This window comes from Eudoraea sp. (genome assembly GCF_049665975.1).
Lineage (GTDB): Bacteria > Bacteroidota > Bacteroidia > Flavobacteriales > Flavobacteriaceae > Eudoraea.
On the sequence record NZ_JBATGR010000013.1, the window covers coordinates 1 to 19,285 of the forward strand.

15 protein-coding genes are annotated in these 19,285 nt (G+C 40.4%); 5 read left to right on the forward strand and 10 right to left on the reverse strand.

Annotation, left to right across the window (positions count from 1 at the left end; all coding sequences use genetic code 11):
* Window position 1: 1 nt before the first annotated feature.
* From WBN20_RS00520 to WBN20_RS00535, 4 genes are all read right to left on the reverse strand, one after another.
* Window positions 2-310: a TusE/DsrC/DsvC family sulfur relay protein gene (locus WBN20_RS00520; protein WP_424280322.1), complete on the reverse strand. Its 309-nt coding sequence runs from the start codon at window positions 308-310 to the stop codon at window positions 2-4.
* Between the two features lie 23 nt (window positions 311-333).
* On the reverse strand, window positions 334-1,590 hold the full coding sequence (sqr, locus tag WBN20_RS00525) for a type III sulfide quinone reductase, selenoprotein subtype (protein WP_424280323.1): 1,257 nt from the start codon (window positions 1,588-1,590) through the stop codon (window positions 334-336).
* Between the two features lie 194 nt (window positions 1,591-1,784).
* Window positions 1,785-2,570 carry an SDR family NAD(P)-dependent oxidoreductase gene (locus WBN20_RS00530; protein WP_424280324.1) on the reverse strand — a complete coding sequence of 262 codons (786 nt, stop codon included), beginning with the start codon at window positions 2,568-2,570 and terminating at the stop codon, window positions 1,785-1,787.
* A gap of 19 nt (window positions 2,571-2,589) precedes the next feature.
* Window positions 2,590-3,660, reverse strand: a complete 1,071-nt coding sequence (locus tag WBN20_RS00535) for a sugar phosphate isomerase/epimerase family protein (RefSeq protein WP_424280325.1) — start codon at window positions 3,658-3,660, stop codon at window positions 2,590-2,592.
* Window positions 3,661-3,986: 326 nt separating this feature from the next.
* Here WBN20_RS00535 and WBN20_RS00540 point away from each other — a divergent pair, with 326 nt between their 5' ends.
* The 4 genes from WBN20_RS00540 to WBN20_RS00555 all read left to right on the forward strand — a co-directional run bounded on the left by WBN20_RS00540 (window position 3,987) and on the right by WBN20_RS00555 (window position 10,046).
* The gene (locus tag WBN20_RS00540; RefSeq protein ID WP_424280326.1) at window positions 3,987-5,717 is read left to right on the forward strand and encodes an IlvD/Edd family dehydratase; all 1,731 of its coding nucleotides are present in this window, start codon (window positions 3,987-3,989) and stop codon (window positions 5,715-5,717) included.
* A gap of 12 nt (window positions 5,718-5,729) precedes the next feature.
* Window positions 5,730-7,067 (forward strand): GntP family permease, encoded by a 1,338-nt coding sequence (locus WBN20_RS00545; protein WP_424280327.1) that lies wholly within the window; start codon window positions 5,730-5,732, stop codon window positions 7,065-7,067.
* Window positions 7,068-7,131: 64 nt separating this feature from the next.
* Entirely contained in the window at window positions 7,132-9,675 is a 2,544-nt protein-coding gene (locus tag WBN20_RS00550; protein ID WP_424280328.1) for a DUF7133 domain-containing protein, read from the forward strand.
* A gap of 29 nt (window positions 9,676-9,704) precedes the next feature.
* Window positions 9,705-10,046 (forward strand): L-rhamnose mutarotase, encoded by a 342-nt coding sequence (locus WBN20_RS00555; protein ID WP_424272743.1) that lies wholly within the window; start codon window positions 9,705-9,707, stop codon window positions 10,044-10,046.
* Here the strand turns inward: WBN20_RS00555 and WBN20_RS00560 are convergent.
* The 6 genes from WBN20_RS00560 to WBN20_RS00585 are packed head-to-tail and all read right to left on the reverse strand — an operon-like array spanning window position 10,043 to window position 18,654.
* Entirely contained in the window at window positions 10,043-13,213 is a 3,171-nt protein-coding gene (locus WBN20_RS00560; protein ID WP_424280329.1) for a PVC-type heme-binding CxxCH protein, read from the reverse strand. The two genes, WBN20_RS00555 and WBN20_RS00560, sit on opposite strands and share 4 nt — an antisense overlap.
* Before the next feature lie 32 nt (window positions 13,214-13,245).
* Window positions 13,246-14,208: a Gfo/Idh/MocA family protein gene (locus tag WBN20_RS00565; protein WP_424272135.1), complete on the reverse strand. Its 963-nt coding sequence runs from the start codon at window positions 14,206-14,208 to the stop codon at window positions 13,246-13,248.
* 5 nt (window positions 14,209-14,213) lie between these two features.
* Window positions 14,214-15,233: an NAD-dependent epimerase/dehydratase family protein gene (locus WBN20_RS00570; protein ID WP_424280330.1), complete on the reverse strand. Its 1,020-nt coding sequence runs from the start codon at window positions 15,231-15,233 to the stop codon at window positions 14,214-14,216.
* Window positions 15,234-15,279: 46 nt separating this feature from the next.
* Window positions 15,280-16,392 carry a zinc-dependent alcohol dehydrogenase gene (locus WBN20_RS00575; RefSeq protein WP_424280331.1) on the reverse strand — a complete coding sequence of 371 codons (1,113 nt, stop codon included), beginning with the start codon at window positions 16,390-16,392 and terminating at the stop codon, window positions 15,280-15,282.
* A gap of 31 nt (window positions 16,393-16,423) precedes the next feature.
* On the reverse strand, window positions 16,424-17,578 hold the full coding sequence (locus WBN20_RS00580; RefSeq protein WP_424280332.1) for a Gfo/Idh/MocA family protein: 1,155 nt from the start codon (window positions 17,576-17,578) through the stop codon (window positions 16,424-16,426).
* Window positions 17,579-17,604: 26 nt separating this feature from the next.
* Entirely contained in the window at window positions 17,605-18,654 is a 1,050-nt protein-coding gene (locus WBN20_RS00585; RefSeq protein ID WP_424280333.1) for a sugar phosphate isomerase/epimerase family protein, read from the reverse strand.
* Window positions 18,655-18,905: 251 nt separating this feature from the next.
* On the opposite strand from WBN20_RS00585, the gene WBN20_RS00590 reads away from it, so the two are divergent.
* Window positions 18,906-19,285 (forward strand): MFS transporter (locus WBN20_RS00590; protein ID WP_424280334.1); only part of this gene is annotated, 380 nt, incomplete at its 3' end.

A 19,285-nucleotide genomic window follows, 5' to 3' on the forward strand; every position in this document is an offset into this window, starting at 1 on the left:
TTTAAATACAACTTTTAGGTTTTGGTACACCCGCAATTTTTGTTGAAATTTTTAAAGGTCCACCAGGAAATAGTGCGTAGAATTCTTTTATATTCAGCACACCACTTTTTTTAATGCCCCTTATCGAGAGGGCCACTTCTTTTTTAACTTGTTCTTGGATCCATTTAAGTACTTCCCAATGTCTATCTGTTAACTCAATACCTTCTTGTTTTGCTATTTCAATAGCAATTTCTTCATTCCATTGAGATACGTCAGTTAAATATCCATCTTCCGTTACATCCAATTTGATCCCTGCTATGTTTAAATCCATAATTATTATTTTTATAATTTAATTTATACGTGTTGTTTTTCAGCCTTTATATCAAAAATCTTTCCTTTAAAACTCATGTTTCTTGATACAAAAGGAATTGCAATTCCTTTCAATAGCACATTCCAGTAAATCCATCTAAAGGCAAGCTTGCCCCAATGATTGAATATACTTTCTTTTAATAGTTTAAGAGGACCTATTTTAGCAAAAGGGAATGTCCCATGTACTGGCTCCTGGTCATAATTGAAGTCAATCAATAAAGCCTTATTGTTTCCAGTTTCTATAAAGCAATTGGCATGACCGTCAAATTCTTCTTTTAATTTATAACCTTTAGTAAATAAGATAATATTATCTGTTAATGTTTCTGCCTGAAAATGGGCTACAGAACCTGCCTTAGATGCCGGAACATTGGTAGCATCTCCTATCACAAAAATATTTTCATGATCTTTTGACTGCAGCGTATGCTTGTGGGTTGGAACAAAATTCAAATCATCTCCCAATCCCGACCTTTCAATTACTTCATCACCCATATTTGTAGGTACAGTGACCAATAGATCAAAAGGAATTTCTTTTTCTGCATAATCAATTATTGCTCTTTTTTCATTATCCACACATTCAATGGCGAAATCAGTTTCAATTTTTATTTTTTTTTCTTCCAAAAGATAATTAAGGGCGGTTGTACAAGTTGGTTTGGTAAATGCCCCTGATAACGGGGTTACATAGGTAATTTCAACTTTGTCCCGCATTCCTTTTTTGGAGAAATAAGAATCTGCCAAGAATGCAAATTCCAATGGTGCTACAGGGCATTTTATGGGCATTTCGGTTATGTGTATAACTAATTTACCACCATCCCATTCACGTAATTTGTTTCGTAAAGCAAGAGCACCTTCATAGGTGTAAAAATCGAAGATGTCCTTTTTCCATAGCGGACCTAATAGGCCTTCTGTTTCATCCGGAGCGATTTTAGACCCGGTGGCTACTATCAAAACATCATAATCCAATGTTCCATCTTCCAAAGCTACTTTATTGTCTTCGGGATATATTTGTTCTATTTTCTTTTGTATATAGTTCACCCCTTTGGGGATAAATTTTTTCCCTGTTTTTTTTACTTGGTCTTCAGAATAAATATCAAAAGGAAGAAATAAGAATCCAGGCTGGTAATAATGGGTTTTGTATTGATCTACAATGGAAATCTTCCACTCTTTTTTAGGCAGACGGGTTATTAAATGATTGGCCATCATAGTTCCGGAAGTTCCTGCGCCTAATATGACTAAATTTTTCATGACTATTTACCTTTTTAGATTCTGAATACAGGAATTTTTGACCTGTATTTAATGATGTAAAATTACCTATAGACAGCTCCGTAAAATATGACATAAGTCATAAATACACCTTGTGTAACATCAGTTACTTAAAAGCAAAAAGACAATTAAAACTTAAGTGTTTCTGTAATTTAGTTCTGAGTATACAGGTCTGATTATTTTGCCGTCCAGCCGCCATCTACGGTAAGAATAGAACCTACCATGTAGCTACCTGCATCACTGGCTAAAAAAATGGCAGCGCCCTGTATCTCTCTTAATTCCCCCCAGCGGGCAAGCGCTGTAGCCCCGACTATGAAATTCTTTGCCTCTTCCGTATTGGCAATAGGGATGTTCATTTCTGTTAAAAAGGGCCCCGGGCATATGGCATTGACCGTAATATTAAAAGGTGCCAACTCTAACCCAAGTGCCCTGGTCATTTGAACTACAGCCCCTTTACTAGTTGCATATGGAGTACGATTAGCCAAACCTACCAATCCCAGTGTACTTGCCATATTAATGATTCTCCCATACTTATTTTTCTTCATTAGTGGAGTTACAGCACGGGAAGTGTTCCAGGTACCTTCTACATTAACCTTCATCACCTGGTTAAAATCCTCCGGACTTAATTCATCTATGGCCCCTCTGATATTAATCCCTGCACTGTTAATTAGTATATCAATCTTACCGAAGTCATTTTCAATCTCCTTTACAACTGCCTCTACCTGTTCTAAATTTGTAACATCCGCAGAATAGGCCTTAGCCTTTACACCAAAATCCTTATTAAGTTCTTCTGCTGCACTAATACCTTCTTCTAAATTTCTATTCACTAATGCTGTTGAACAACCTGCAGATGCAAGACCGGCGGCCATTGCCAGCCCAAGACCTTTAGAACCGCCAGTAATCATGGCTGTTCGTCCTTTCATATTAAATTGTTCTATTCCGGGTAAGCGAGTATGTGCCATATATTAATATTTTATTTTTTTAAATAAAGCCCAGACGTTGCCTGGCATATTTAAGTGAATCTTTATTATTCTTTAATTCCAGAGCCAGTTTGTCATCTGCTGAATTTTTGGATATCACAGTTAAAGGTGACGCGCTTTTTTCCTTTTTAATTTTATATAGAAACCCGGCCAATTCATTGCCGGAAATTTGATCAAATGTTGCCCAATAACCCTCAGTTAAATATGGGATTTTTAAGGGATCTCTGGTGATCATTTCAAGGTTAAACCGGATTTCCGGATTGTGCTTTTTGATAACCGTAATCATTTTGTCAATATCTAAAAATCCTTCTCCTAAATTTATCTCCGCGAGTAAAAATCCATCTTCATATTCCTCAACAGCCATGTCCTTTAAATGAACGGTAAAAGCATAAGGAGCTAGTGCTTCCACTACCTCCATTGGATCCTCCAGCAGGGAGATGTTATTGCCGGTATCCAGGTTGACCCCTACCCACTCGCTATCAATCAAATTCAATATTTCTATCATTTCAGCAATTCGCCAGTCCTTATGGTTTTCTACAGCAAGTTTTACATCATGATTACGAACAACGGGTTCTGCCAGTTTTAAAGAGTTAATTGATTTTGTTCTGAATTCCTGAAAAGAACTCATGGTATCAAATGTCTCGTATCTTCGGCCCGAAAGGCAGGCTGTCCTAAGAATATCTACTCCCGCTGCTTTTGCAGCTGATACCTCAGCAGTGAACCTTTGAAGATCCGAATCGTCATTTGGCAACCTAATCTGGCCTTCCAGAAAGAGCTCCAATTCTTCAACTCTTGTTTTTACCTTTTTGGCATAAGCCGCATCCCAGCCACTTACGCTAAACTGTACCCCGCCAAATCCTTCAGAACCAGAGTGTTCAATCATTTGTAAAGAGTCTGTGAAGGGCGGATATGTATTACTCTCTAACTTCGCATACCTGCGCTGAACATAAGATGCCTCCGCTATTCCAAACCGCATTTCTTCAACTAAAGCGGAAAAAGAGGGAATTGCCGGCATAGAGAGGGCAAATAGACTCGCTGAACTGCTTTTTTGAATAAAACTCCTTCGTTTCATAAGAGTAAATTATCTATTGTCCATAATATTATTCCTATCCCTTCAAAAAAAAGAAGCCCTGCGATTCACTTAAACAAATGAAACAAGCACAATCACTAATTTGTCAGGCATACTCAAATGGTCTATAATGATAACATAAAACCGTTTAATTAAAAGTAACAAAAGATTTTCAGTACCTGAAAATATTTACTAAAAAAGACCTTGGTATGGAAATAAATACCCAATCCATTTTGTTAAATGCATTAAAGATGATACCTTGATTTCCATATACATGAATACTATTAGTCAAAAATATTTGTCGTACTCATAAAAGAAGTACCCACTATATGGAAAAAGATAAGCAAAAAAGATTGCGAAGTGAGGATTGGTTTAACCCCGGAGATCCAAAATCGGCATTTATTCACAGGTCATGGCTCCGCAATCAGGGCTATCCAAATGATTATTTCAATGGAAGACCTGTCATTGGCATTTGTAATACCTGGTCTGAATTAACTCCCTGTAATGGCCATTTAAGAGATTTTGCAGAATTTGTTAAAAAGGGGGTTCTTGAAGCCGGTGGTGTCCCTTTTGAATTCCCGGTCACCAGTATGGGGGAGATTTTAATGCGACCCACAGCAATGCTTTTCAGAAACCTGGCAAGTATGGATACTGAGGAATGTATTCGTGCAAACCCTCTTGATGGGGTTGTACTTCTAACAGGATGCGACAAGACCACTCCATCAACAGTAATGGGTGCCTGCAGTGTTGATCTTCCAACAATTGTAGTTCCGGGAGGGCCTATGTTAAATGGAAAATACAAAGGAGAACGAATAGGATCAGGGACTTTTGTATGGACTTTAAAAGACAAGATTAAGAACGAAGGTTTTACAGAGGAAGATCAGATTGAAGCCGAGATATGCTCGGCACGAAGCGCAGGACATTGTATGACTATGGGAACAGCCTCCACCATGGCTTGCATGGTTGAATCTCTTGGACTAACGTTACCTGGGGCAGCTGCCATACCTGCTGTAGACTCCCGAAAGAAAGTTATGGCACAACTATCTGGCAGGCGAATTGTTGAAATGGTAAAAGAAGACCTGAAGTTGTCTAAAATCCTCACTCGTGAGGCCTTTGAAAATGCCATAAAATTAAATGCTGCTGTAGGAGGTTCCACTAATTTTATAATTCACCTGCAAGCTATTGCGGGAAGAATTGGGGTTCCTCTTCATTTAAAGGAATTTGATACCCTTGGCAGTAAAATACCATTACTGGTAAATCTAATGCCTTCAGGCAAATTCCTGATGGAGGATTTTTTTGATGCTGGTGGCTTACCGGTTGTCATCAATCAAATGAAAGATCACCTGCATAATAATGCCATAACTGTTAATGGCAAACCTATCGGAGAGAATAATAAAAAAGCTGAATGTTATAATTATGAGGTAATTGCGACAATTGACCAACCCTTTATTGAAGAAGCAGGGATTGCTGTATTATATGGCAACTTATGTGAAGATGGGGCTGTAATAAAACCTTCAGCCGCAACTCCGAAACTAATGACACATCGCGGCATGGCTGTAGTTTTTGAAGATATTGAGGATTGCCATGCCAATATTGACAGGCCCGATTTGGAAATAGATGAAACAAGCGTGATTGTCCTTAAAGGGGCAGGACCTGTAGGATATCCAGGTATGCCGGAAGTTGGAAATGTGGATTTGCCCGAAAAATTATTAAAAAAAGGGATAAAAGACATGGTACGAATCTCGGACGGGAGAATGAGTGGTACTGCTTTTGGAACTGTAGTTTTACATGTTTCTCCGGAATCATCAATAGGCGGGGTTTTGGGCTTGGTGAAAACCGGAGACTTTATTATCCTTGATGTACCTAACAGGAAATTACATTTGGAAGTGGAAGAGTCTGAACTGAAAAAAAGAAAGGCGTCCTGGACACCTCCTCAACCACCCGCAAACAGAGGATATACCAACCTATATACTAGAACCGTGCAACAGGCCCACTTAGGGGCAGATTTTGATTTTTTAGTAGGAAAATCAAGTTCTGTAGTAAAACGGGATGCACACTAAACCAATCAATTTATGACAACTATTTTATTGCTCCTTTTGAGTGTGGCAATCATTGTATTGCTCACCGCAAAATTCAAAGTTCATCCATTTTTAGCCCTGCTGGGTGCCGCCATCTTTTTTGGTCTCCTTTCAGGTATGGAATTGAATATAATTGTACAATCTATAAATGACGGGTTTGGAATTACATTAGGAAAAATTGGAGTTGTCATTGTCCTGGGTGTTATAATTGGTGCCTTTCTTGAGCATTCAGGAGGGGCCTATAAACTGGCTGAAATAATCCTTAAAATAATAGGTAAAAACCGTGTCCACGAGGCCATGGCATTAGTAGGTTTTGTGGTTTCTATCCCGGTATTTGCAGATAGTGGATTTATTATTCTGAACCCATTAAATAAAAGTCTTTCTAAAAGGGCCGGTTTATCTATTGTTGGAACCGCCACGGCCTTAATTCTGGGTCTTATGATTACCCATGTATTGGTACCTCCTACCCCGGGCCCTATTGCGGCCGCAGGAATAATTGGTGCAGATGTGGGTCTGGTAATGCTGGTAGGTTTAGTTATTGGCCTTTTATCGCTGGTAGTCGCAATTTTTTATTGTAAGAAAATGGGAGCCAGAAACTATATTGATCCAAATCCGGATATTACGGAAGAAGAGATTCAGGAAAAAATAAAACAAGCCCCTGGTGCTTTCAAATCATTTTTACCAATATTAGTGCCTATCTTATTAATTGTAGGGAAATCTCTTGTCGAATTTAATCTGGTTGAAGGCCAGGCAGAGACAGTGTGGATGAAATTAATTTCCTTTATCGGTTCTCCTGTAATTGCCTTGATAATTGGTATGTTATTCGCTTTTTTGCTTCCCAGAAAGTGGGATAAGACTATTCTATCTACCACAGGTTGGGTTGGGAATGCGCTGACTGATGCCTCCAACATTATCCTTATTACCGGTGCAGGGGGTATCTTTGGAACTATTTTACAGAATAGCGGCATTGCCACTACCCTGGCAGATACACTCTCCACAGCTAACCTGGGTATTTGGTTGCCTTTTATGTTATGTGCAGCAATTAAAACAGCTCAAGGCTCATCAACAGTTGCACTAATAACAACGGCTTCAATCATAGCTCCTTTATTGATTTCCATGGGTTTTGAAACGGAGATAGATAAAGCTTTGGTTGTTGCTGCAATAGGTGCCGGCGCAATGGTAGTTTCACATGCAAACGACAGCGGATTTTGGATCCTTACACAATTTTCAGGAATTGATGTCAAAACCGGATACAGGGTATATACCCTTGGCACTTTCATAGTTGGCTCATTTGCAGCCTTACTGGTTTACGTCGCAACTTTTATTGTTTAATACAAAAAATCCATAAATATTTATCGGTACTTTTAAAAGCATAAAATTCGTATTTTAGAGGGCTATGTCTAGAGAAAATGAATTGATCTTTCGTGTACTTCCACTCTTTCTCTTATTAGGGCTACTGCTAATTCTACAAAGTTGTAAACAAGAACCTTCTCCTCCCTTATCACCTTCTCAGGCCCTTCAGGCTTTTGAACTGGCAGACCCGGATCTTGAAATTCAACTTGTGGCTGCCGAGCCTCTTGTGCAAGACCCTGTGGCAATTTCTTTTGACGAGGCTGGCAGGTTATGGGTTGTAGAAATGATCGGTTTTATGCGCGATATTGATGGTACAGGGGAAAAAGATCCTGTAGGAAGAGTTAGCGTATTATTTGATAATAACGGGGACGGACAAATGGACAAGAGCATCATATTTTTGGATAGCCTGGTGCTTCCAAGAGCCATTGCGGTAGTCAATGGCGGAGCCCTTGTTGCCGAAAATATTCCGCTTTGGTTTGCAGAAGACACGGATGGGGATTTTAAAGCAGATACAAAAACATTGATTGATCCTACCTACGGCGGACAAGGAATGCCTGAACATTCTGCCAATGCGCTTTGGAGGGGAATGGACAATTGGTATTACAATGCCAAATCTAAAAGCCGCTACCGGAAGATAAATTCTAAATGGATTAAAGAAGAAACCGAATTCAGGGGGCAATGGGGCATATGTCATGATAATACGGGCCGATTGTTTTACAACTATAACTGGTCCCAATTACATGCAGATCTTGTCCCGCCAAATGCGCTCCAAAGAAATAAACATCATAAAAGTAGCAGTGGTATAGATCATGGTCTGACACTCGACCGTAAAATATATCCTATAAGAAGTAATACGGCGGTAAACCGCGGTTATGTTCCGGGGACCCTGGATGAAGAGGGGAAATTACTAGAATTTGCATCGGCTTGTGGCCCGTTGATCTACCGAGGGGATGTCCTTCCTGATTCATATTTGGGAAATGCCTTTGTTTGTGAACCTACCGGTAACCTGATCAAAAGAAATTCAGTACTTGAAGATGGATTTATGTTAAGCGCTTCAGGCGTTTATGAGAATCGTGAATTTCTTGCTTCAACAGACGAGCGTTTCAGGCCCATTTCTCTGGCTTCAGGACCGGATGGAGCACTCTATGTTGTGGATATGTATAAAGGTATAATTCAGCATGGGCCATACATGACAGAGTATCTGAGGGAAGTAACCTTAAAGCGGAAACTCGACAAACCTATAAATATGGGTCGCATATGGCGTATAACTTCAAAAAAAAATACAACAGAAAAGGCAGATGATCTTTCCAAATTGAATCCTGCAGAGCTTGTTAATCTATTAAAGCATCCTAATGGATGGACCAGGGATATGGCACAGCGCTTGCTGGTGGAAAGTAATGACCTGACAATTGTTCCTGAATTAGAAAACATGCTTGCTTCAGAAAATCCTTTAGGACAACTTCACGCCTTATGGACCCTTGAAGGATTAGGAAATACAGATTCAAAGCCTTACCTCTCTACCCTGCATGCTGCAGATCCAAAAGTAGCCCAGGCCGCCTTGCGTCTTTCTGTTGGGATATCAGATAAACAACCACAGGTTCTCGAAGAAATACAACAATTTATTTCAGATGCCTATGATCATGCAGACCCCATTTTTCAGATGCAAATGGTATTGACATCTGATTTATTGGAGCCGGAATATGCCTTTAGTATTGCAAAGAAATTCCTTAAAGAATACAATCAGAACCCTGTTGCCCGTGATGTTGTTATGAGTAGTATGGAAAATAGAGAAGCTGCATTTTTCAACAACCTAATGTCAGACGAGGAATGGTATACCTATGATCAGAATCGCGAAATATTTCTTGAAATGCTGGTTGCCGCAGTTGCAACAAAGGGAGCGGAAGAAGAAATTCTACCTATTTTGAATAAATTGAATTTGTATCAAAACCAAAAAACACAATGGGTGACAAATGCAATTGTAAACGGAATCCTCAACAGTTCGTCCTCCCAGGATAATGCCAAAATTGAACTTACACATGCACCTCCTGTTTTCCAAAACCTAAAAACCTCTGAAAAGACAGATGAAAATATGTTGGCCAACTTAGAAAAATTATTTATCTGGCCGGGCAAACCAATTGAAGTGGCTGAAAACAAACAGAATTCAATTGAAGTTGATCCGTTGGTTATGGCTACCGGAAGACAAAATTTTTTAAACCTTTGCGCCAATTGCCATGGTACTCAGGGAGAAGGTATGGCCAGATTTGCGCCACCATTAAAAAGTTCTGAATGGGTTACCGGTGATAAAGAAAAACTTGCCATGATTTTATTGCATGGTATGGAAGGACCGGTTGTGGTAAATGGCAAAGAATATGGGATTCCGGAAATATTACCCAATATGCCTTCATTCTCAACACTACAGAATGAGGACATAGCCGCCATTTCTACCTATATAAGAAATAGCTGGGGGAATTCTGCGGAGGCCATCTCCAATGGTACTGTTGGCAGAATAAGATTTCGTACTCAAGGGAAAATTACGCCTTGGCAGGCATCTGAATTAGATACACTGGTATTTGATTCAGAGCTCTGAATTTGAATGAAATTAATCAAAATCAAAATATGAGAAAACATTGTCTTGCATTAGATCTTAAAGATGACGATGCACTGATTGCTAAGTATGAGGAGTATCACAATAATGTATGGCCGGAGGTCTTAGAAAGTCTTTCAAATTCTGGTATTAACTACATGGAAATCTATCGCGTTGGAAATCGTTTATTTATGATTATTGAAGTAGATGATAATTTTTCATTCGACAAAAAGGCAAGGATGGATGCCGATAACGACAGAGTACAGGATTGGGAGGTTTTAATGTGGAATTATCAGCAGGCCTTGCCATTCGCTAAACCTGGTGAAAAGTGGTTGCCAATGGACAAAATCTTTGAATTTAAAGCAGCTATTTAATTCATTGGATGTTCTTGTAAAAGTTCTTCCGCTGAGTAAAAACCTTCTTTATCCTTAATATCACCTCGTACTTCCTTGACTTTTTCGGCTAAAATGGCAGGTGCTTTATTGCCGAAAGCATTTCTAACAAAAGTGAGTACTGCGGCTATTTCTTCATCGTTTAACATACCACCAAATGGAGTCATAGGAACCTGCCCGGGATATGTTTTCCCTTTTACATCAATGGGGCCCATAATTCCTTTGAGTGTTAATTTTATAAGACGTTCCTCACTTCCGGTAACCCATTGAACCCCGGCCAAAGGTGGAAATTGAGATGCACTTAAACCTCTTCCATCCGGTTGATGGCAGGTAATGCAAAATCCTTCTCTTTTGTATATCTCTTCCCCTTTAACAAAGAGTTCGCGTTCTTTTCCTTCTAGATCCGTTTTTATCCCTTTTGTTTTCGGGTCCTGTCCCATATTATGGTCATTTAAATGTGCCGTCGCAGCCTCATAAGGAAGCTTCATCCAATCGTCCAGAGGTTTTTGGCCTGCAGCTTCTAGTAGAGCCAGGCCAGATTCCTTTTCTAACCATGAAGCCGCCACAAAGGCCTCCAGTCGTACCCGTGGATTATCATCAACAGCCGCAGTCATTAAAAGTTCCACCTGGTCAGGTACTTGATGACCAGAATATCTCAAAACCCTCACTGCAGCTGCCCTGGCCCTGTAATCCTCTGCATTTAAAAGTTGCCTTAAAAGAGCATCATCAATTTGGTTTAAACCCCAACTTACCCATAAGGCCTCCAATACATGGTGTTCATATCTTTCATCATTCCTGTCCAATCTATTGACCCATCCACGCAACTTATTCATCACCTCAGATTTATCCCTTGAACGTAACTCTCTTTTTGTACGATATCTTGAGCGGTATTCGGGAAGTTTTAAATTATCCAGCAATTCATCAATGCTTGCATCAACAATCTTCGCGGGCTCCACCAAAGGACGGGATGGATAAGTAATCCGATAAATCCTGCCGTGAACATGATCCCTTAAAGGATCACGGGCATTGTGCTGCATATGGCCAACCAATACGTTATGCCAATCTATTAAATACAATGATCCGTCAGGAGCAAACTCCATATCCACCGGTCGGAAATTGGTATCATCCGATGTCAGCAAATCCAGTCTATGTTTGCTGGTATATCCAGATGATTCAGGATCATCTTTCATAGTGTGCTGTTTGGTTCCCAGGAATCCGATAGTATTATTAATAATCAAATCGCCCTGAACCTCATCAGGAAAATGTCTGCTCGAAATAAATTCCAATCCAGAAGTAGGACGAACCCGGTGTTCTTCCTGAATAAGGTTTGCAGGTAATGGAGAAGCCTGGCCATATCTTGGTTTAATAGTTCCGGGCATCATCCAGGTAACATCCGGGCCGGAAGTATGCGCAAAGAAATTTTGACCCCATTCATCAAAAGCAATACCCCAGGGGTTAGGAATTGGCAATTGTGCAGTCCGCTCCAGGTGATGCCTTTGCGGGCTGTAGCGATAAAACCCACCATTGGTAGCACGTACAGGGCCATATGCCGTTTCTACATTAGTATGCAAGAATACACCTTCTCCCATATAGATAGCTCCGGATGGATCTGCCGTGAACGCACTTGTTGTATGGTGCGTATCGTGATCATCAAATCCGCTTAAAACAATTTCTTTTACATCTGCCTTGTCATCGCCATCCGTATCTTTTAACAACACCAGGTTGGTGCCCTGGGATATGTAAACACCTTCGGGAGCAAATTCAAAACCAATTGTGAGGTGCAGACCATCCGCAAATGTGGTTTGCTTATCGGCCTTGCCATCATTATCTGTATCTTCTAAAATTAGTAGCTTATCATTAGGTTTACTGTCACCTGGTCTGTAATGCGGATAGCTGGGCATTACACCCACCCAAAGTCTTCCCCTGTTATCAAAGGATAGCTGTACAGGATTAGCGAGGTCAGCAAATTCCTTTTCAGAAGCAAATAATTCCAATTGATAACCTTTGGCGACTTTGATCTTGTCTAACGCATCTTTTCCATACAAATAACCTGCCTCAACATCTCCCTGGCCTGGGTCATAATTAGTTTTTACAGTCGGAAGTTTTTTAGTTTTTGCGTCAGCCGCCGCTACGCCTGTCTTTTTACCCTTTAAAGCAGCCCAAATTGCTGAATCGCGAATGGCGGTCATTTCTCGTATTTTTTCTATTTCAAAGGGATAGTTTGCAGGTCCAAAAGGATCATAACGCCTACCAAAGGCATGCACACCATTGGGCATTTTATAATCGTTGTGCCAATACCAGTTTTTATCCATAACCGCATCATGTACCAAATTGCGATTCTCCTCAGCTTTGCTTTTGTTTTTCCCAAATATTTGGTCAGTCAGTAACTTTGCAAACTTTTGATAGCCCGAATCATTTAATTGAAAACCGTCTGAAGTAAGTTGCTCGGCCTCCTTACTGAACCATTCCGAACTTGGACTAAATGCATCTACAAATAGAATACTATCTGCTTTTGCTATTTCCCGCATAGCTTCGGTATATAAAGACAAATTCCGATTTTCATTAACGCCGTCTGGTAAGTCTTTTTGAGCAGATAAGTCTGCAAACGCAATTGGGGAAACCAATGCCAGCTGAGGCGGTTCGTTGCCATTGTATTTTTGTTTCTTGGTATGTTGAATAAAAGCATGTAACTCGGCTTTGTAATTCTCCAAACCTTCCTTACCCTGAAAGGATTCATTATATCCAAAAAATACTATGACAATATCTGCTTTAAGCCTGCTTAACCATTCATCGGGTGTTTCATAATGCCCTATACTTCCTGATTTCTGGGCATATTCTGTCTGGAATTTTTCAGCGCCGGGAAATGCCCAAGGTGAATTTCGTGCCGAGTGGGGCCTGAATCCGGGAGTGTTACCACCATCACACATATTACGAATGAATAGTAAACTATCCGGGTAGCGCAACTGCACCTCTGTTTCAAAGTGACCAAAATTCATCATTCGGGAACCCAGATTATTACCGATAAGGACAATATGATCTCCCTTATTCAGTGCCAGGGAATTCTCTTTTTTACTACAGGATGAGAGAATAAGTGCTATAATGAGCAATAAGTATATTCTTCTTATATCTATTAATTTCTTCGTACTCATAATAACCTTATATCAAAAATTGAAATGTTCTTTTACTTAAACTCCACATGAATCCCTTCTTTTTCAGAACGTTCACAAGCTTCTATAATTCTTTGACAACTAATGGCATCTTCCAATGTGGAAAGGGGTTTCTCTCCTGTTCGCAATACCTTGTCAATAAAATGTGTAGCCGTATTTTTAATAGATTCAGGATAACTGTAATACGTCTGAGAATGCGCCCCATTTCGTTCATTAATAACCCAATCGCGATAGCTATATCTGGTACTTCCTTTTGTTCCAATTACCTTGATTATGCAGGTCCACGGATCCCCGGCATGGTCGTCATTTGCAAAACTTGCCGATAAATGGCTTAGTGTTCCATTCGCCATTAGAATGTTGGCCATAGCCACATTTTCCTGCGGGGCAATAGTGCTGTCTACAGTATGCTTCAGACAGGATATGGTTTTGGGTTTTCCGGCCAGATATAGCATAGTATAACAATGATGAGTTAATATCTGCCTGATTACCCCAGGATAACGCGCCCTGATATCATCAGCGTGGTGAATATTATACATCATATAAAATTGGGTGATATCTCCGAGGCTACCATTCTCAATCATTGATTTGGTTCTTAAGATCCCCGATTCATATATGTAATTATGTACAGGCATGCATTTTACACCAGCCTCCAGTACAGCTTTTTGCATTTTTTCCAACTCCACTATATTTGATGCTGCTGGTTTTTCAACCAATATATGTTTCCCTGCAATGGCTGCCTTTACGGTATATTCACAATGCGTTTCCATGTTGGTAAGGATAAAAACCGCATCTATTTCTGGATCATTAAGCAACTCCTCTACGGATGAATAGAAACTGCAATTGTATTGCCTGGCTTTTGCTCTACCTTTTTCGGGAGTCCTGTTCCATAGTCCTGCTAACTCCGCACCCTCAAGCCCATTAATGGCTTCAGCATGCAGATCGGCAATATCACCTGCTCCAATTAATCCAATTCTCATTGTGTTCATGTGCTTTCTACTGAATATTTTAAAACTCCTTTACGCGCCATTTTCTGGAATTCCTCAAGAGAAATTCGAATCCCTTTGGCAATTGAGGTCAAAGGCAAATTATTAAATGTCTTTTCAATTTTTTCATGACTTAAATCGTGAGCGAATAAATTTGGTGGTGCTCCGTCTGCAATGGAAAGTTCAGCATATTCCCCTATGCCAAGATTATTGGCCTCTTCCTTGACAATGCTCAAAAACTTCTCAATAGCTATAGTCTTTCCTTTAATATTGAATGCACCGAAACCGGCAAAATCCTGTAAGGTACTTTCGGCAAAATGGGCTCCAACATCTTCTACAAAATGGTAATTCTCCCTGCCGTCATAAGGCATTTTAAAAGGTGTTATTTCCCCGGTAACTGATCCCATGGCAATTGCCTTTAAGGCATTTGTAGGGGCGGAGGTTTTTCCCTTATCCCGTCCTTTACCATAGGTTGTATTAATTCTCAGGCATACAGTGGGCACCTGGGTATTTTCATAAAACAAACGAGCCAGATGTTCCCCGGCCAGCTTCCATATCCCGTGATGATTTGGCGGTGCTAATTGTACGTCTTCCCCAATCATAGGATCAGAGTACATAGCTCTTATTCCGTAAACAGCGGCGGAACTTGCAAATACAAACCTCTTAAGGTTAGGCAACTTTTCTGCAGCGTCAAAAAGGGCCATGGTGCCTCCTGTGTTTATCTCCATTCCACGAATATGAGCATTGGAACAGTCCGGGCTCTGATAGGCACCCAAGTGTATAATATGTGTTGGGTTAACCTTTGTTAGTATTTCAGGTATTGCTTCATAATTTGCTACATCCAGGGTAACAAACTCCAAACGGGCATCGAGTACATCTCCCAGCCATAATTTTAAAGTCTCCAGATTGCCAGTTCTGGCAGCCACTACAATTTTCCCAACTTGCTCAGATTGCAGCAGTTTATAAATAGTTACGGAACCAATGCAACCAGTACCCCCGGTTATGAAAATTATATGCATATATTATTTACCAATTTGTTGAACTAAAACTTTGTTACTATTTAAATCAACTCATTTTTATTACCGCTTTCACATTATTCGCTAAAATCGAATCTTCAAAAGCCTGACTTATATCCTTAAATTCATAATGGTTAATATAATGTTCTGAAGGAAATATTCCAGTTACCATTAGCTTTTGTGCCACCATATAATCATCCCTGCAGGAGCCCATTGAGCCCCTCATATTCAAAGATGTACGCGTGAGATGTGTAGCATTAATCTCCACTTCTCTGGGATAGGTCGCGATTACACAGATATCCCCTTCCGGCCTTACAACAGAAATAGCTTCTGTTAGTACTTGTGGCACGCCAGAGCACTCAATAAGCAAATCTACTTTCCCATTAGCTCCAAAAGGAATCCCCTTATCGTCGGTTATTCCCACATACAATTGAGATTCTAAAGAATTCTCTGGAGAAACAACTATAGTAATAAATCCTCGTTCAGCAGCTTTTTTTAAACGGATATTCACATCATGTTCTATCCCGGTAACTGCAACCCTGGCACCCGCGGCCCTGGCTAACTCGGCTGACATCAAACCAATAATACCGCATCCTGTAACTACCACGTCCTGTCCGGGTTTTATATTGCATTTATTATGGAGCGCATTAACTATAACTGACAAGGGTTCAACCAATGCACCTTGCTCCCTGGTTAATCCCTCCATTAAAGGTACGACACGATCTGACTCCAGAATGACCTGTTGCCCAAAGCCCCCATTTCTATGAAATCCGATGATTTGTTTCGAAGGACATAAATTCCATTTGGCAACGCTGCACGCCGGACAATCTTCATCCTGACAACCCAACATAGCTAAAGGTGTGAACACATCTCCTACTTTGACATCACCATGGTCTCCGGGTCCTAACTCCAATACTTCTGCACTAAACTCATGACCAATAATTCTTGGTCGTTCTACCCAATCAAAGTTTGGCTTACCCAAGGCAGCGCTATTATCAGAACCACAAATACCCGTATATAATGTCCTGGCCAGAATTTCCCCTTCCTTTAACTCAGGTATTTGCATAGCTACGACAGAGGTATTGCTTGTCACTGTAACCCCGGAATTGGGCAAAATCTTTTCTCTTCCATGCAGGCAAAACCCCTTTATTGATTTACTCATTTTATCTGATCATTTAAATTATATTAACTGCTCACAAGGAGACATTGGTATCTTTCCAGCTTTTCGATTTTGCAGACTCGAGGACGGCCTCACAGACCTTCTGCGTTTCCTGAGCTTCCCTGAATGTTGGGGAACAAGGGGACCCATTTTCTAAACTTTTAAAAAAATCTGCGACCTGATGCACAAAGCTATGTTCATATCCTATAGACAAGCCGGGCACCCACCATTTATCCATATAGGGCTGATCCCCATCCGTAACGTGTATGGAACGCCAACCACGCTCTATTGATTCGTCCCGGTGATCAAAATATTCCAGACGATTCAGATCATGAAGATTCCATTTTATTGAAGCGTGCTCCCCGTTAATCTCGAAAGTGTAAAGTGCTTTATGCCCCCTGGCGTATCTGGTAGATTCAAAAAGGCCAAGTGAACCATTATTAAAATGACAATGGAAGATACATGCATCATCAATACCCACTTTTTGAACCTCGCCTGAAGCGGTATGTACCCTTTCCTTTATAAAAGTTTCAGTTACCGCGGATACATCTTTTATTCCCCCATTCAGCCACATCGCTGTGTCAATACAATGAGCCAAAAGGTCTCCTGTGACCCCGGAACCCGCGGCGTCATTATCTAAGCGCCATAATCCTTCTCCTCCCTGAGGCAGTTCCGGACTGATGGTCCAGTCCTGCAGGAAATTAGCCCGATAATGAAATATTTGGCCCAGTTTTCCCGCATCAATAAATTGCTTGGCCAGAGTTACAGCCGGAATCCGACGGTAATTATACCAAACTGTATTGTTGACCCCCGCTTTTTCAACAGCATCCACCATGGGTTGTGCCTCTGCCACTGTTCTCGCCAGTGGCTTTTCACATAGCACCATCTTTCCTGCCTCTGCAGCGGCTATAGCAATTTGGGCATGCATATTGTTTGGCGTGCAGATATCCACAGCATCAATATCATCCCTCGCAATTAAAGTTTTCCAATCTGTTTCGAAAGATTCGTACCCCCATTGTTCAGCAAATGCTTTTACGCGCTCCTTGTTGCGGGCACAAACGGCTTTGAGAACAGGACGATATTCTAACTCCGGAAAGAAGTCCCCTACTCTTTTATAGGCATTGGAGTGGGTTCTTCCCATAAATCCGTAACCGATTAATCCTATTCTGATTTGTTTTTTACTTCCCATTATTAATAATGTGATTTGATTGTGAATTAAGCAGATTCATACCAACCATGTTGTTCCCGAACCTTAATCATAGCACCCAAAACATCATTCCATGTTTTAGGCTGCATCATCACTTCATTTGGAAACATGCAACCATCCCAACATATATGTCTGATTTTTTTAGTCAGGCTTCCATCCTCATTTCTTAACCAGTGTCCCGCATCAACCGGAATATTTAATTTCCCGTTTGGATCAGATGCCTGACAGTGCCTGCCGGTTTTATCATGAGAGCCGGCCCCAAAAACAGTACCGTCATTTTGTGCAACATGAAAATCTATGGTCCAGGGTCTGAGGGCTGCAGTGAGTGTTTTAAGACCCTGGGTTAAAGTATCTCTGTCTTCCCATTTAAAGTCTTCGGGTAAAATTCTTTCATCTGGTTTATTATACCCTAAAAGGTATAAAAGCGTATGTGCCATATCTGCCTGAAATCCAATATTAGGCCTGTTTACAGCCTCCAGGGTTTTTAGCATAGATTTCCAACCATGCATTCCTCCCCAGCAAATCTCGCCTTCAGCAGCAAGAGATTCACCATAGTCAGCGGCAATATCACAGGCCTCGCGAAATGTCTTAGCTATTAGCTTGGTATTGCGCACAGGATCTGTAGCCCAGGTCTCCGGATTTACAGAAGAATCTATTCGAATAATACCATTAGGTCTAACTCCAATCTCTCTTAGTTTTTGGCCAATTACGCATGACTTTCGCACTTGAGTTACGAATTGAGCTCTTTCCTCTTCAGTGCCCATTGCAGAGCCTCCGCCTGTGGGAGTCCAGACAGGAGCCACTAAACTGCCTATTTCCAGGTTTTTGGCCCTGGCTTTATCGGCCATTTGCTTAATTTCATCATCAGATGCATCTATATTCATATGGGGATCAAAAAGAAAAAGGTCAAATCCGTCAAATTTTACTCCATTTACCTCGGCATTGGCTGTAAGTTCTATCATTGTATCAATAGAGATTGGAGGTTCAGAATCCGGACCTTTACCTACTACACCGGGCCAGGATGCATTATGTAATTTTGGATAGTTGTTTTGTTGCATACTGCTGCTTATTTGTTTTTTGTATGATTTCCGCATTCTTAAATGCGGTAGACCGTATTTTGATCTAAATTAGCTAAAAATCAATTATCAATAAAATTTATCAGTTGCACAAAAATTTAAGGGATTTTTCACAGATCAGGTAGGACAATTGCAAAATAATTATGATTTTAGCAAAAAAGGCATTATTCTTATATATTCAAACCAACTCATTTGAATTAATATGAGACTGTAAAACAACCAAAACTAAACAAATGGAAAACACAACAAACGCCCCCAAAATTAATTCTCAACGGCTTTTTTATGGAAGTTGTTTTGCCTTGATCACAACGGCATTTTCATTTGCTATTGCGGCAGGCATTTTAGATCAACTAAAAACAGAATTGGAATTAACCGCTGGTCAAGCTGGTTTAATCACTTCTATGTGGTTTCTGGGTTTTCCTATTTCTATGGTAATTGGCGGCCTGATTTATCATAAGGTAGGTGGTAAGACAATAATGCAATTTGCATTTTTTGCCCATGGGGTTGGTATTTTAATGCTAATTTTTTCAGGCAACTATTACGGGTTATTGTTAGCGAATCTACTTATAGGTTTAGGTAATGGATGTACTGAAGCAGCTTGTAATCCAATGAT

Bases quoted from the DNA above. Each gene is read 5' to 3' on its own strand.
- WBN20_RS00565 (WP_424272135.1), bottom strand. From the start codon at position 14,208: ATGAGAATTGGATTAATTGGAGCAGGTGATATTGCCGATCTGCATGCT.
- WBN20_RS00545 (WP_424280327.1), top strand. From the start codon at position 5,730: ATGACAACTATTTTATTGCTCCTTTTGAGTGTGGCAATCATTGTATTG.
- WBN20_RS00580 (WP_424280332.1), bottom strand. From the start codon at position 17,578: ATGGGAAGTAAAAAACAAATCAGAATAGGATTAATCGGTTACGGATTT.
- WBN20_RS00560 (WP_424280329.1), bottom strand. From the start codon at position 13,213: ATGAGTACGAAGAAATTAATAGATATAAGAAGAATATACTTATTGCTC.
- WBN20_RS00570 (WP_424280330.1), bottom strand. From the start codon at position 15,233: ATGCATATAATTTTCATAACCGGGGGTACTGGTTGCATTGGTTCCGTA.
- sqr (WP_424280323.1), bottom strand. From the start codon at position 1,590: ATGAAAAATTTAGTCATATTAGGCGCAGGAACTTCCGGAACTATGATG.
- WBN20_RS00535 (WP_424280325.1), bottom strand. From the start codon at position 3,660: ATGAAACGAAGGAGTTTTATTCAAAAAAGCAGTTCAGCGAGTCTATTT.
- WBN20_RS00530 (WP_424280324.1), bottom strand. From the start codon at position 2,570: ATGGCACATACTCGCTTACCCGGAATAGAACAATTTAATATGAAAGGA.
- WBN20_RS00575 (WP_424280331.1), bottom strand. From the start codon at position 16,392: ATGAGTAAATCAATAAAGGGGTTTTGCCTGCATGGAAGAGAAAAGATT.
- WBN20_RS00520 (WP_424280322.1), bottom strand. From the start codon at position 310: ATGGATTTAAACATAGCAGGGATCAAATTGGATGTAACGGAAGATGGA.
- WBN20_RS00585 (WP_424280333.1), bottom strand. From the start codon at position 18,654: ATGCAACAAAACAACTATCCAAAATTACATAATGCATCCTGGCCCGGT.
- WBN20_RS00540 (WP_424280326.1), top strand. From the start codon at position 3,987: ATGGAAAAAGATAAGCAAAAAAGATTGCGAAGTGAGGATTGGTTTAAC.
- WBN20_RS00550 (WP_424280328.1), top strand. From the start codon at position 7,132: ATGTCTAGAGAAAATGAATTGATCTTTCGTGTACTTCCACTCTTTCTC.
- WBN20_RS00555 (WP_424272743.1), top strand. From the start codon at position 9,705: ATGAGAAAACATTGTCTTGCATTAGATCTTAAAGATGACGATGCACTG.